Source organism: Acidithiobacillus ferridurans (assembly GCF_003966655.1).
Classification (GTDB): Bacteria; Pseudomonadota; Gammaproteobacteria; order Acidithiobacillales; family Acidithiobacillaceae; genus Acidithiobacillus; species Acidithiobacillus ferridurans.
Window position 1 is genome coordinate 2,102,703 of the sequence record NZ_AP018795.1, and the last position, 13,644, is coordinate 2,116,346.

Here is a 13,644-nt window from a genome sequence, read left to right on the forward strand (position 1 = left end):
AGTATTCTCCGAAGATGAACGTTATCCCCAGCGTGACAGCCAGGCGATGAGCAACTGCGTCCAGCGTCCGTAAGGGGGGCGCACCCATTCGCAGGCGCTCAGACGATTCTGCCTGAAGACGCCCTGGTAGTGCGAGAGGCGTTGAAACCCATAAATACCACGATACTGGCCTATACCGCTCAGCCCGATACCGCCGAAAGGAATACCGGGTTGTGCGACATGGAAAATGGTGTCGTTGATGGTGAGGCCCCCTGCGGCAATTCCCTTGCAGTGCCGCAGGGCGCGCCGCTGATCTCGGTCGAAATAATACAGCGCCAGAGGGGCGGGGTGGTCCCGCACATAATCCAGCGCCTCCTGGATGTCATCGTAGGTCAGAATCACCAGGATCGGCCCGAAGGTTTCTTCTTCCAGGATTTTCATGCCGGGCCGCACATTCCAGAGCAGTGTGGGCGGGAAGGGCCGCTGTGCGCCATCGGGCCATGCGGGTGCTGGCGAGGGCTGCCATAGTAGCGCTCCTTTCCCCCGGGCATCCTGCAGCAGGCCATCCAGACGTTCCCACAGCCGCCCGTTGGGGATGCTGGTATAGTCCGGGTTGTCTGCCCAGTGGGGATAGAGCGATAAGGTGGCCGACTGCGCCCGCGCGATAAAAGCATCACACTGATCCGTCGCCACCAGGCAATAGTCGGGGGCGATGCAGGTTTGCCCGGCATTCACCAGCTTGCCCGCCATGATGGATCGGGCCGCGGCGGCCAGGGGATAGTCACGCTGGATAATGGCCGGACTCTTGCCGCTCATGGACAGTGTCACGGGCACCAGATTCCGCGCGGCGGCACGGGCGATCACCCGCCCGGTACGGGTGGCTCCCGAAAAAATCAGGTGATCGAAAGGCAGCCCGGGGAACGCGTGATCCACATCCGGTGATCCCTGGACCAGCGCAATGGTATCCTCAGAGGTCACATCGCGCAGGGTCTGTGCCAATAACGTCATAGCCTGAGGCGCCAGACGCGGCCCTTTGAGAATCGCCCGATTCCCTGCGGCGATAGCGGAGATCAACGGCAGCAGGGTCAGGAGCAAGGGATAATTCCAGGCGCCGATAATGCCGACGACACCCACGGGTTGCGGAATGATCAGGCTGCGGGCCGGCAGGAATGGCCAGCGGGTATGCACGGCGCGTGGACGCACCCAGTTCCTGAGATGCCCGAGCACGTAGGCGATCTCCGCCTGCAGGGGATAGATTTCATAGATTTCCGTTTCGCGGAGGTGGCGTCTGCCGAAATCCCGGGCGATGGCTTCGCTGAGCGCCGTGCCGTGTTGCCGCAGCATCTGCGCCAGGGCCCGCAGCAGCGCTTGGCGTTGCCGGTAGTTGAGGGCGCCATTTTCCCGAAGCGCCGATTTTTGCGCAGCCAGCAATTCGTCCACAGTGCGCAATGGAATTCCTTATGAATAAAAAGGGGCCCGAAGGCCCCCGTGACGATACCACGTTTAGCGGAACCGTTTTCTGGTGTAAAGGTAAGCAAAACCTGCCAGACTAAAGTAAACGAACGGCAGAAAGAAGATGAAATCTTCCAGATCTACATAATGCATAGACATCTCCTTGTTTCCTAATGAGTGGAACCCTGCTTTCGCTGCTGTTCTTCATCCTGTCTGTCAAACATGATAGCACCTGCAGCAGAGATAAGGACAATCATGGTGGTACCCACCAGCCAAGCAAAGTACCAGGGGCCGTAGTCACCGGTAATCACCGCCAGAAAAAGGGACAACACCATGACGGCCGCCAACCCGATAAATGTGAGCAAATTTTTCATGTTCGCCTCCTCTTAATAAGCGTGGTCGTCTTGCGTGTCGGGCGCCGCCACCTTACCGCGCATCACCCGGAAACACCAAGTGGTGTAACTGATGATGATGGGCAGGAAAATCAGGCCGAAGATGGTCATCCAGACCAGATTGTACTCGCTGCCGGTGCCGTTCCAGACCGTGAGGCTCTGGTCCGGGTTGTCCGTGGAAGGCATCAGGAAGGGGAACATGGAAGTGCCCACCGCACCGATCACGCCGATCCATGCCACTGCACCCATCCACCAGCCGAGAACGGGCTTGTTGGCGCGCAGTGCGAGCACACCCAGGACCATGCCAGCCAAACCCAGCAAGGGCACCAGCCAGAGAATGGGGTGGGCGGCATAGTTGGCCATCCACGCCCCGTTCGCGAGGGCGACCGTCTGGCCGCTGACCGGGTTCGCGGGCATGCCCGGATCACCGCTGATCAGTTGGAAGCCCTTCATGCCGGACACCATGAAGCCACCGATAACGAAGATCACCAGCGCCGCAATACCGCCGACGCTGGCGTAATTCCGTGCCCGGTCATACAGCGCACCGCTACCGCGTATCATGAGCATGGTGCCGCCCTGATAGATGGCCAGGCTCAGCGACAGCACGCCGCAGAGAATCGCAAAAGGATTCAGCAGATACCAGATGAAAGATTCGGTCTGGTAATACTGGCCGTCCCAGCCGAAGTGAAAGCCGACGCCTTCCAGAATATTCCCCATGGCAGCCCCGTAAACAATCATGGGCAGGGCACCGGAAATGAGAAAGACCCAGTCCCAGGAATCGCGCCAGCGATGACTGGGCACCTTGGAACGGTATTCAAAGGCGACGGGACGCATGATCATGCTGAACAGCAGGAGAATCATGACGATGTAGAAGACCGAAAAAGACGTCGCATAGAGGCTTGGAAAGGCCGCGAAAATCGCGCCACCGCCAAGAATGAACCACACCTGGTTACCATCCCAGTGCGGGCCAACGATGTTCAGCGCTTCGCGGCGTTCGCCGTCGGTTTTGCCGACAAAGCGCATCAGAGCGCCAACGCCCATATCCATACCGACCATGATAGCGAGGCCCATCAACAGGATTCCCAGAATCAGGAACCAGAATATCTTTAAATATACGTAAGCATCCATCTTGTGCTCTCCATTCAGTCGGGGGGTAAATCAACCCCCCTTGATTCATCACGCTGGCGTTACTTGCGATCCATGCTGGGTTTGGCAAACACCGGCTGACCCGCCATGCCGCCACCCGCAGGCGCAGAACCGTGATCATGATGATCATCCTGCGGACCCAGACGGGCGTATTTGAACATCAGGTAGAGCTCCGCCGCGATGAAAGAGCTATACAGCAGGGTGAACCCGATAAGCGAGAACACCATGTAGCCGACGCTGTGGGTGGAGGCGGAGACGAAGGTAGGTAGCCAGCCAAATACCGTCCATGGCTGACGACCATTTTCGGCGGTGATCCAACCGAACTCACAAGCTACCCAAGGCAAGGGAATACTCCACATCGCCAGTTTCAGCAGGGTGGGGTGTTTCTCGATTTCGTTCTTCAGGCTGAAATAAGCCGCGAAAGCGAAGAGCACCAGCATGAAGAAGCCTGCAGCGACCATCAGGCGGAAGGCCCAGAACTCCACCCAGACATTGGGGATGGTATCCTTCGCCGTCTTGTCCAGAACGCTGGGCAGATTGGTGGCGTTGATCTTCTTGAGGTCCTGATCAGGCGCAAACCGCATGGCCAGGAAACCATAACCCATGTCGTTTTCGTACTGCTTGAAGGTGGCCAGTGCCTGGGTATTGCTGTGATCCAGGTTGTACTCCTTCAGTGCGATCATCGCCTTGATGCCATTGGCAATTTTTGGCTTGGCTTCCTGCTCCAGCTGGATGATGCCGGGAATGACCGTCGTCTCGGAGTGGGTCAGCAGCGGCGTAAGGATATACGGGATGGAAACCTCGAAGAGATTCTTCTGTTCGCTACGGCTGGGGATGGCGATGAGGTTCCAGGACGCGGACACCGTGTTGTAATCCGTGTTCCAGATGGCTTCCATGGCCGCCAGCTTGGTGGGTTGTTTCTGGCCATCAAGGTAGCCCAGGGCGTCACCCAGGGTAATTACGCCGATACTGGAAACCACGCCGAAGAGGGTGGCGATCCGGAAGGAGCGCAACGCCAAATCTTTCCGCTTGTTGGTCAGCATGTAATAAGCGCTGACGCCCATGACGAACATGGAGCCGGTTACAAAACCCGCGATGGAGGTATGGACAAACTTGGCCTGCGCATCCGGATTGAAGATCAGGTCGATAAAGCTGGAAAATTGCATCCGCATGGTATTGGGATCAAAGGTGCCGCCCCGCGGGTCCTGCATAAAACCGTTGGCGATGAGAATCCACAATGCAGAAAGGTTGGATCCAAGAGCCACCAGATAGGTGACCACGAGGTGCGCCTTGCGGCTTATGCGCTCCCAGCCGAAGAACATCACACCGACAAAGGTGGATTCCATGAAGAAGGCCATCAGCCCCTCGATGGCCAGCGGGGTACCGAAAATATCGCCCACGAAGTGGGAGTACATGGACCAGTTGGTCCCGAATTCAAACTCCATGGTCAGGCCGGTAGCGACGCCCAGGGCAAAGTTGATGCCGAAGAGTTTGCCCCAGAACTGCGTCATTTCTTTATATATCTGTTTGCCGGTGATGACATACACCGTTTCCATGGTGGCCAGAATAAAGGTCATACCCAGGGTGAGTGGTACAAATAAGAAGTGGTAGAGGGCGGTCAGCGCGAACTGCAGGCGCGATAGCTCCACCACCGTGGGATTGATCAACATGTCCATGAATTACCTCCTACAAAGAAGCCGGAATATTCCGACCGGGCATGTAATGGTGCACATCTTCCTCCTGTGCCCCTATTTTGTTTACATCACTTTTACGGGTTACTTCTACTGAAGACTTCTCCGGCAGCAAGAGCGCACAACTGCGTAAGAACGCGCTCTTGCCCCGTTGATTGTTGAACCAGTTGTCCTTGCGGCGGAGTTCCTCGATGCTGGTGAGGCGCCGGCCTTTGCTTTCCAGACCGGGATAGATCAGGGTTTCCCCAGGGAAACTGAGTAAACTTTGGGTGATGCTGTGATAAAGGGTTTGCGGATCGCTCTGGCTGGTACAGGGTGCCGCGCCGGTGGCCAGCAGAGTCATCCCGGTGAACAGGCGATCTTCCCACCAATAGGTGACCGCGCAGGGGCTGAGCCCCGGCGTGTGCAGTACCCGCAGACTTTCTTCTCCGAAATAGAGGACATCACCATGCCGCAGGCGCAGGTCGATGTGCTCATCGGCGATGCTCTCGTGGGCGACGATCCGGGCGCCACTGTGTTCCTTCAATACGGTAGCCGCGGCGATATGGACGGGTTCATGGTGGGTCTGCAGTATATACCGTAGATCGAGGCCACGCTCGATCATGAACGCCTCCAGCGTGTCGACGTGTGCCGGCATGGGGTCGATGATGACGGTCTCGCGGGTAACGGGGTCGCCCAGCAGATAGCTCAGGTGGCCGCCCTTGGGGGTGCATAGTTGTCTGAAGATCATATCGCCCGTCCCTGTCGAGTATTTGGACATCAGAGTATCAGCAATCTCTGTGCCATTATTTGATAATAGTCTGTTATCATCGCATCCTTTGAAAGAATAAGGATAAACAGGCCGCTGTATTTTATTTATAGGGCTGTTCATGTGCTGCACCGTCGCTGTCGTGCCCTGAATCTCCGCGCAGGTGCCAAAAATGGCAGTTGCGGATTGGCAGGCGCTGTTATAATTGACATGCGCGTGGTGAGGAGTGAGGATGTGCCCGTTGCACCGATCGCGGGTCCGTGTGCGGGGCGTGTGGAGGAGGGATATGACGGATTTGCTCAGGCAGTTGCGGGCGGAAATGACATCGTTGCTGGATTGTTTCAGCGCTCCGGCTGTGCTGCTGTGTGCAGATTACTCCGTCCTCGCCGCCAACCAGGCTTATCGGCGGGTCTTCGGCGACGGCAAGCCCCTGCAGGGGCGGCGCTGTTACGAAATCATGGAGGACGCCGGCTACTCCTGTCGTCAGGGAGGCAATCATTGCCCCCTCGACGCCTGCCAAAGCTCCGGTACCGGCCAGCATGTGGTGCATAGCAATACCTCCGGAAACGCACAGATCGATCTCTACCCTATCCGTAATGATAGCGCTAAAGTCGTCTACTTTCTTGAACTGCTGACCCTCGTGCCGCAATCGACGGCGCTGCCTGCCCCCGCCATGGTCGGCAACTCTCCCGCCTGGCGGGACGTGGCCAGGCTTATCCGCCGGGCGGCGCCCAGTGATGCCGCCGTATTGCTGCTCGGCGAGTCCGGTACGGGTAAGGAACTGGCCGCTGCGGCCGTACATCAGGCTAGTCACTGTCGGAACGGGCCTTTCGTAGCGGTGGATTGTTCCGGCTTGTCCGAAACCCTTTTTGAGAGCGAGCTCTTCGGTCATGAAAAAGGGGCATTTACGGGCGCGCATTCGCGCAAAACCGGTCTGGTGGAGGCGGCCGATGGGGGCACTCTTTTTCTCGACGAAGTCGGTGATATTCCGCTCAGTCTACAGGTGAAACTCCTGCGCCTGCTGGAAACGGGACATTTCCGGCGGGTAGGGGGCGTGGAGCCGATTCGTTCGCAGTTCCGCCTGGTCTCGGCTACTCACCGCCCGCTTGAAAAAATGGTCGCGGAGGAGCGCTTCCGGCAGGATTTGTATTACCGTCTGAATACATTTCCTGTCACGCTGCCCGCGTTGCGGGAGCGCCTGGAGGATGTGCCCTTGCTGGCGGAAGTCATCCTGCAGCGGCTGCCGGTGGCCAGGGGGCTGCACCTTCACGCCGATACGCTGGAACTGCTGCGCCGTTATAACTACCCCGGCAACATTCGTGAACTGCGCAACATTCTCGAGCGTGCGGCGCTACTGGCCGACGATGTCTGGATTCTTCCGGAACACCTGCCTGCAAACCTTCAGCATCTGCCAGTGCAGGAATCCGGCCCGGCTCCGTCTTTGACGGGACGGCAGCCCATACCCGGTGTTGGCGAAATCATTCCATTGGCGGATCTGGAAGCACAATACCTGCGCTGGGCGCGGGGAAATTACGGTGGCGATCGCCGCGGCCTGGCGCAGCGCCTGGGGGTAAGCGAGCGAACCTTGTACCGCAAGCTGGACGCACTGAGGAGTAATACCGGGCATGCCATTGAGTCCTGACATCTGGCCGGAGGGTCTGTTGACCCGCCCCGGTTGCCAAGTGGGAGCGCCTTGCATTGTGCTCCTGCACGGTCTCGGTGCCTCCATGGAAGACCTCGCCGGGGTGGCGGATATGGTGGACCCGGAGAGTCGGTTCCGCTGGCTGTTTCCTAATGCGCCGGTGCGCCCGGTGCGCGTCAACGGGAACCGGCCGATGCGGGCCTGGTATGACGTTTATGGTTTCGGCGGGCAGTCTGCCGAAGACGCCGAGGGATTACAGGACATGGCGTCGCGGCTCGGCGCACTGCTGGATCACGAGGCTGGCAGCGCACCGTCCGTCATTCTGGGTGGATTCTCCCAGGGGGGCGCCATGTCGCTCTACACCGCGCTACATGCAGGCCATGCGGCCCGCGCGGTGCTGGCCCTCAGTGCCTACCTGCCGTTGCGTGCCCGCCTGCCGGCGGCTACGCCCGAGTCGCCACCGGTATTCTGGGCGCACGGGCAGCAAGATGGCGTCCTGCCTATTTCCTATATGGAGATCGCCCGGCAGCTACTGACCGCATCGGGCTATGCGGTCAGTACCCACCGCTACCCCATGGGCCACACCCTTTGTGAAGACGAACTGCTGGATTTGCGTAACTTTCTGTATACCCTCGATTAATCAGAGGGCCCAAAAATCTGTTCTTCGAGACCCCAACGCGCCGCCAGTGTTTCGGTGGCATTTACCAGTTCTTCTGCGCGGGAAGGGTGGTTGGTGCGAGTTTCGACGATCCTGCGCAGCATCCCGTCGTGGTCGCCGCCGTTGGCAAGCAAATGAATCAATTCGCCGGCATCCCGACCGACTATTTCACCGCCAAGCAGTTCGCCGCTATCCATATCAGCCAGAAGGCGGACAAAGCCAACGCTGTCGTCCTGCCCCAGTGCGCGCGGTGAAGTCTCAAAAGCCGCAAAACCGACCGCGGGTTCAAAACCTGCATCCTCGGCCGCTTCGTCATCCATACCGATACGCGCGAGCTCCACTGCGGAATATACCAGTTCCGGCACCCAGAGCGGGTCGCGTTCCTGCTTTTCGGCGCTGAGCAGGTTGTGGATGACTATCCGAGCGTCGTTGAGGGCCTGGTTGGCATTCATGATCGGTCCGACAGCGTCGCCAATGGCATAGATGCCAGCCTCTCCGGTCTCCAGGGTGGCGTCAGTCTGCACAAATCCATGATCGTCCAGGGTGATACGGGTGTTTTCCAGACCCAATCCTTCGGTGTAGGCATGACGTCCGGTGGCGAGCAGTACCCAATCGCCATGGACCGACTTCCCCTGGTCGTCGAAGACCGTTACGCCCTCGGTCGTCGTCTCCATGCGGTGGATCCTGAACCCGGACTGGGGATGGATACCGAGTCCGGCCAGCGCTGCATGGAGTGTATCCTTAGCCTGCGGCGAATACCGGGTATGGGCGAGAGGCGTGGCGTGCACCAGCCATTCCACCTGTTTGCCGAGCTGAGTAAAAATATACGCGAACTCGGTGCCGATAACCCCTCCACCCACCAGGATCACCCGGTCTCCGTGCGGGACGCCGTTGTCATAGAGCATGTCGCTGGTCAGTACTTTGCCGGCTGCCGGAACGATCCCCCGGGGCAAGGATGGCGTCGATCCGGTGGCGATGATGCTGGTTTCCGTATGGATTTCCACCACTCCGCCGACCCCTTCAACGGCGATGCGCCGGGCATCCAGGAAGCTGCCCGTGCCATCGTAAAGATGTATCCCGAGGCGCTTGAGGTAGTCCAGATAGCTGCCACGGACAGTCTCGACCACATCGTGCTGATGCTGCCAGGCTAGCGCCATATTTCCCCTCAGCGCCAGACCCACCACCCCCCGCTTTTGGAAATGCCGACTTTGCTCTATCCATTTTGCCGTTTCATGCCAGTCCTTTTTAGGAACACAGCCCCGATTGAGACAGGTTCCTCCCCAGGTCTTTCTCTCAATAATCGCGGTTCTTTTACCGCGCAGAGCCGCCAGAACTGCCGCACGATAACCGCCGGGGCCACTGCCGATAATGGTGACATCATAGTTGTCCATACTCATAACACTTTCCTAGTCAATGTAATAGAAGTCATTCGTAAAGTTATTGATCATGTTGACGGTCGCGCGCTATTGCGTCGGTTATTCAATTCCATGGCGGAGCGAGCGCAGGTTGATGAATTATTTTGTTGTTTATCAGCGACTGTTACCCCCTAGCTATTTTATGGTCGAAAGGCATCATTTATAGAACTCGTCTATGGGTGTCTGGCGATACTATAATACTTTCAGTGCGCTATGAAGTATGTCTTGAATCCGTGCGCGAGAGATGCGATACGGTGCGGTGGATTCTCTGGTCATCTTCCCGATGACGTCGGGCACAAGCGACAAAAACAAGCCCCAAGAAATAATTAAAGTTGAAAAATTAGTATGTTGCAACTGTGGCATAGGTATTGCTTCCTGTTCTGTCATGAATATTTATCATCGTCATCATCTGTCACTGAAGCCGCTTTCCGCCGTCCTGCTTGGGCTGGCCGGGTTGGCGGCAACGCTGCCCGCATACGCCGACGAGTTCGGCATGGCTACGGTGGAGGCCAAGGCCAAATTGCTGGTGGACCGCACCTACAACCCGAAGCCCTTGCCTATCCCGGCCTTTCTCAAAGATCTCACGCCCGACCAGTATGCCCAGATTCAGGATGTTTCACCGCTCTGGAGAGGCGACAACTTGCCGTACGAGGCACAGTTTTATCTGCCTGGCTCCTGGTTCCACCGCCCAGTGGTTATCCGCAGCGTTGTGGACGGTGCGGTGCGGCCAGTTCCCTTTAAGCTGGAGCACTTCAGTTTCGGCAAACTGAACGTACCCAAAGATATACCCGGCGCACTCGGCTATGCAGGTTTCCGTCTGCTCGCGCCGCTCGACAATCCACCGCATCACAACGAGTTCATCTCCTTTCTCGGTGCGACCTATTTCCGCGCTGTTGGCAAAGGTGCCATCTACGGGACCTCGGCCCGTGGGCTCGGGATCGACACGGCTCAGCCTTCCGGCGAAATCTTCCCCTACTTCAAGGAATTCTGGCTGGAGCGTCCCAAACCCGGTGCGACCACGATGGTGGTTTATGCGTTGATGGACAGCTCCGTCGCGACGGGGGCCTATCGCTTCACTATCCAGCAGGGTGACAGCACCACGGTCCATGTGGAGGCCACCATCTACCTACGCAAGCCGGTACAGGTACTGGAACTGGCGCCCCTGACCAGCATGTACTGGCACGGGCATGGACGCGGCGTCATCGCGGGTGACTGGCACCCGGCCCAGCACGATTCCAGCGACCTGGTGATGGCCAACGGTAATGGTGAATGGACGACCAGGCCCATCAACAACCCGCTATACGTACAGACCACGACCTACACGATGGATCATCCTGTCGGGTTCGGCCTGATTCAGCAGGATCGCCGGTTCTCCGCTTACCAGGGCATCGAAACCCAGTACCAACGGCGCCCCAGCGTCTGGGTGCAGCCCGATGGTGACTGGGGCAAGGGGCAGCTTCGTCTGGTGGAACTGCCCACCAACAATCGGGATATGGATAATATTGGCGCATTCTGGGTGCCGGAACATGAACCTGCACCCAAAACGCCCCTGCACTTCGCTTATACCCTGCGCTTTTTCCTCGATAATCACGGTCTGATCCCGCTACCCCATCCGGTGGGCACCTATCTGGGCGACGATCCAAAAGTGCCCGGCGCACGGACGGTGGTAATCGATTTCGGGGGCGGTGCGCTCACCAAACTGCAGGACAATGCGCCCGTGCAGGTCCATCTTGACGCTGCCGACGGTGCGAAAATTCTCAGCCAGAAACTGGAATGGGAAAAGGATGGCCATTTCTGGCGAGTGATCGCCGTCATTCAGCCGCAACCGGATTTACCCAGTAATGTACGGTGTTTTTTAACCCTGAACCATCAGGTGATGAGCAATACCTGGACCTATCTTTTACACGCGGCAAAGGAGCAGATGTAATGTTTAAGGATGAATCAAGCTACAGTGTCAATCCCGCGGGTGATCTGCTGGCGGGTTGGACAGCGGAGGCCATGGTCGTCGCAAACAATGCCCCGGTGCTGGCCCGCGTGGAGCAGTACATGGCCCGCCTGTCATTGACGGATGCCCAGCGGCTGTGGGTTCGCGGGCAGGTAGTGGCGCAACTGCGCGGCGCGGATATGGAAGGTGAGGCGCTTTATGCCCGGGCCTTCGCCGGCCTACAGTTGGCCCTGGCGACGCTGGGGGACGGCGACGAGCTGGATGTGCGACTGGATCTTTCCCTCCATCTGCCCGTGGGCGACGCCCATGATGGCAAGCCCTGCCGCTGGTTGCAGCGTCAGGTAGGCCCGGCCATCGTGCGTTCCAGCATGGCCTCGCGACCCTTGAACCGCTCCTGGGGCGCAGCCTTGATGCGCCTCGCCCGGTCCCTGCTCAACCACCACACGATCCGCGCGCATCCGCGCGTACTGCCTGGAGAAGCCTGAATATGGGTTTTGGCGGCGCCCGGCCATGGGAAGCCATCGGCCGGTACCGGCGCTACTGGCTCAGCACTTTCATCGTTCTTCCGGCGTGCGGCGCTGGCCTGACACTGGACCAGGTATTGACAGACCGCCTGCCCTTCTGGCTGGAACTGCCGACGTTGATCATCTTTGTATTACTGTTCGCCTGGATATCCGCAGGCTTCTGGACGGCGCTGGTAGGGTTCGTTCTGCTCATGCGTGGACGTGCTGATACCACACCCGGCAGCCCCGAACTGCACCTGGCCGAGCCGCGTCTGCAGAGCCGGGTGGCGGTACTCATGCCGATTTACAATGAAGAAGTGGAGCGGGTCGCCGCAGGTCTCCAGGCCACCTATAAATCCATACAGAAGACCGGTGCACTCGCCCATTTCGAATTTTTCCTGTTGAGCGATACTCGCGACCCTGCCATCTGGCTGCGAGAAGAGCTGGTGTGGTCGGCGCTTTGCGAGTCTTTGGACGCTTTTGGGCGCATCCATTACCGGCGGCGGCCCATCAATAACAAGGCCAAGAGCGGGAATGTGGCAGATTTTTGCCGCCGCTGGGGTAAGGGTTACGAATACATGGTGGTACTCGACGCCGACAGTGTGATGAACGGCGAGACGCTGTACCGGATGCTGGAGATGATGGAGGGTAATCCTCAGGTCGGCATCATTCAAACCCAGCCGGTGGCGGTCAATCGCGAAACCCTGTATGCGCGCCTGCAACAGTTCGCGCAGCATCTATATGGCCCGATTTTCAGCGTCGGCCTGCGCTTCTGGCAGTTGGGCGACGGCCATTATATCGGCCATAACGCCATGCTTCGAATCGCTCCCTTCTCCCAATATTGCGCCCTGCCGGTGTTGCCGGGGCGGGCCCCTCTCGGCGGCCCGCTACTGAGCCACGATTTTGTCGAGGCCGCGCTCATGGCCAAAAGCGGCTGGGAAGTCTGGTTTGTGCCCAGCCTGTCCGGGAGTTATGAAGAAGTACCTCCGACCCTGATCGATGATCTCAAACGCGACCGCCGCTGGGCGCAGGGTAATCTTCAACATCTGCGCCTGCTGGCAGGGGAGGGCCTGCGCCCGGCGCATCGCTTTCTTTTTGTCAACGGCGCCATGTCTTTTTTGGCGGCGCCCTTGTGGGGCCTGTTTTTGATCCTGGGTGCGCTGGGCTCGCTCCACTGGGCCAATACCGCCAGTGACGGCAGCGTCATCACCCCGCTCGACTGGGACTGGCTGGTCAGTCCCATGCCCTTCTGGCTGTTTGGGATGACGGCGATTTTACTGCTGTCGCCAAAATTCATGGCGGTGCTCTGGGCGTTGCGTCAGCGCGGCCGAAAAGAGCAATTCGGCGGCGCATTCCATCTGGTGATCGGCATGTTTTTGGAGAGTATATTTTCGATACTCATGGCGCCGATCCGTATGGCCTTTCACAGCCAGTTCGTGATTCAGACCCTGATGGGGCGCGGCGTGGGCTGGGGCGCGCAAGTCCGTGGCGATCAGGAGACGTCCTGGCGGGATGCGCTACGTTATTTTGGCTGGTGTTCGGCGCTGGGTTTGATTCTGGCAGGAATACTCTATCCCTTTCTGGGGGCGTGGCACTTCGCCTGGCTGGTACCCATACTCGGGGGGCTGGCGTCAGCGGTGCCCCTGGCGGCCTGGACGAGTCGTCCCGCGCTGGGGCGCTGGACCCAGCGGCATCATCTTTTTGTCATCCCCGAAGAAGTACATGTCCCGCCGGAATTACAATCGCTCAGCGCGGATAGGATGGCCTATATGCCCCACATAGAGGGGGACCCCTTTGTTCAGGTGGTGGTGGACCCCCGTTTCAACGCGATACATACCGCCTTGCAGCGTAACCGCACCGCCGCCTGGCCACGTGCGGCGAAACTCTGCCACAAGGCGCTGGAAGAGGGTCCGCAAGGGCTCAGCAACCGTGAGCGCAACATACTGCTGACCGATCGCAACTCCATGCTCGCGCTGCATCGTGCGGTCTGGTCCACGGCCGATCGGACGCGTCTGGCGGCCTGGGGGTTGCAGAGCGAGGCGCAGGTGTTGTCCGACGCGTGATCGCGATTCG

Annotated in this window: 11 protein-coding genes; 5 read left to right on the forward strand and 6 right to left on the reverse strand. The window is 58.8% G+C overall.

What is annotated here, in order from left to right; translation table 11 throughout:
* Positions 1 to 21: 21 nt before the first annotated feature.
* The 5 genes from AFERRID_RS10825 to AFERRID_RS10845 all read right to left on the reverse strand — a co-directional run bounded on the left by AFERRID_RS10825 (position 22) and on the right by AFERRID_RS10845 (position 5,390).
* A complete protein-coding gene (locus tag AFERRID_RS10825) occupies positions 22 to 1,419 on the reverse strand; it encodes an aldehyde dehydrogenase family protein (RefSeq protein WP_225982013.1) in 1,398 nt (465 codons plus the stop codon).
* A gap of 182 nt (positions 1,420 to 1,601) precedes the next feature.
* Positions 1,602 to 1,805: a hypothetical protein gene (locus AFERRID_RS10830; protein ID WP_009563880.1), complete on the reverse strand. Its 204-nt coding sequence runs from the start codon at positions 1,803 to 1,805 to the stop codon at positions 1,602 to 1,604.
* 12 nt (positions 1,806 to 1,817) lie between these two features.
* The gene (gene cydB / locus AFERRID_RS10835) at positions 1,818 to 2,951 is read right to left on the reverse strand and encodes a cytochrome d ubiquinol oxidase subunit II (protein WP_113526682.1); all 1,134 of its coding nucleotides are present in this window, start codon (positions 2,949 to 2,951) and stop codon (positions 1,818 to 1,820) included.
* A gap of 59 nt (positions 2,952 to 3,010) precedes the next feature.
* Positions 3,011 to 4,645, reverse strand: a complete 1,635-nt coding sequence (locus tag AFERRID_RS10840) for a cytochrome ubiquinol oxidase subunit I (RefSeq protein WP_113526681.1) — start codon at positions 4,643 to 4,645, stop codon at positions 3,011 to 3,013.
* A gap of 10 nt (positions 4,646 to 4,655) precedes the next feature.
* Positions 4,656 to 5,390 (reverse strand): MBL fold metallo-hydrolase, encoded by a 735-nt coding sequence (locus AFERRID_RS10845; protein WP_113526680.1) that lies wholly within the window; start codon positions 5,388 to 5,390, stop codon positions 4,656 to 4,658.
* Positions 5,391 to 5,694: 304 nt separating this feature from the next.
* On the opposite strand from AFERRID_RS10845, the gene AFERRID_RS10850 reads away from it, so the two are divergent.
* Entirely contained in the window at positions 5,695 to 7,050 is a 1,356-nt protein-coding gene (locus AFERRID_RS10850; RefSeq protein ID WP_126605184.1) for a sigma-54 interaction domain-containing protein, read from the forward strand.
* Positions 7,034 to 7,690, forward strand: coding sequence for an alpha/beta hydrolase (locus AFERRID_RS10855; RefSeq protein WP_126605185.1), 657 nt, complete (start codon positions 7,034 to 7,036; stop codon positions 7,688 to 7,690). Before AFERRID_RS10850 ends, AFERRID_RS10855 begins: the two co-directional genes overlap by 17 nt.
* On the opposite strand, the gene AFERRID_RS10860 is transcribed toward AFERRID_RS10855, so the two are convergent.
* Positions 7,687 to 9,105 carry a dihydrolipoyl dehydrogenase family protein gene (locus AFERRID_RS10860; protein ID WP_113526677.1) on the reverse strand — a complete coding sequence of 473 codons (1,419 nt, stop codon included), beginning with the start codon at positions 9,103 to 9,105 and terminating at the stop codon, positions 7,687 to 7,689. The genes AFERRID_RS10855 and AFERRID_RS10860 overlap by 4 nt on opposite strands.
* Before the next feature lie 403 nt (positions 9,106 to 9,508).
* Here AFERRID_RS10860 and AFERRID_RS10865 point away from each other — a divergent pair, with 403 nt between their 5' ends.
* From AFERRID_RS10865 to mdoH, 3 genes are read left to right on the forward strand one after another with little or no spacing between them, the layout of a single operon-like run.
* Positions 9,509 to 11,050, forward strand: a complete 1,542-nt coding sequence (locus AFERRID_RS10865) for a glucan biosynthesis protein (protein WP_113526676.1) — start codon at positions 9,509 to 9,511, stop codon at positions 11,048 to 11,050.
* Positions 11,050 to 11,553, forward strand: a complete 504-nt coding sequence (locus tag AFERRID_RS10870; RefSeq protein WP_113526675.1) for a hypothetical protein — start codon at positions 11,050 to 11,052, stop codon at positions 11,551 to 11,553. Before AFERRID_RS10865 ends, AFERRID_RS10870 begins: the two co-directional genes overlap by 1 nt.
* Before the next feature lie 2 nt (positions 11,554 to 11,555).
* Entirely contained in the window at positions 11,556 to 13,634 is a 2,079-nt protein-coding gene (mdoH, locus tag AFERRID_RS10875) for a glucans biosynthesis glucosyltransferase MdoH (protein ID WP_113526674.1), read from the forward strand.
* Positions 13,635 to 13,644 lie beyond the last annotated feature (10 nt).

Bases quoted from the DNA above. Each gene is read 5' to 3' on its own strand.
- AFERRID_RS10850 (WP_126605184.1), top strand. From the start codon at position 5,695: ATGACGGATTTGCTCAGGCAGTTGCGGGCGGAAATGACATCGTTGCTG.
- AFERRID_RS10865 (WP_113526676.1), top strand. From the start codon at position 9,509: ATGAATATTTATCATCGTCATCATCTGTCACTGAAGCCGCTTTCCGCC.
- mdoH (WP_113526674.1), top strand. From the start codon at position 11,556: ATGGGTTTTGGCGGCGCCCGGCCATGGGAAGCCATCGGCCGGTACCGG.
- AFERRID_RS10845 (WP_113526680.1), bottom strand. From the start codon at position 5,390: ATGATCTTCAGACAACTATGCACCCCCAAGGGCGGCCACCTGAGCTAT.
- cydB (WP_113526682.1), bottom strand. From the start codon at position 2,951: ATGGATGCTTACGTATATTTAAAGATATTCTGGTTCCTGATTCTGGGA.
- AFERRID_RS10870 (WP_113526675.1), top strand. From the start codon at position 11,050: ATGTTTAAGGATGAATCAAGCTACAGTGTCAATCCCGCGGGTGATCTG.
- AFERRID_RS10830 (WP_009563880.1), bottom strand. From the start codon at position 1,805: ATGAAAAATTTGCTCACATTTATCGGGTTGGCGGCCGTCATGGTGTTG.
- AFERRID_RS10840 (WP_113526681.1), bottom strand. From the start codon at position 4,645: ATGGACATGTTGATCAATCCCACGGTGGTGGAGCTATCGCGCCTGCAG.
- AFERRID_RS10855 (WP_126605185.1), top strand. From the start codon at position 7,034: ATGCCATTGAGTCCTGACATCTGGCCGGAGGGTCTGTTGACCCGCCCC.
- AFERRID_RS10860 (WP_113526677.1), bottom strand. From the start codon at position 9,105: ATGAGTATGGACAACTATGATGTCACCATTATCGGCAGTGGCCCCGGC.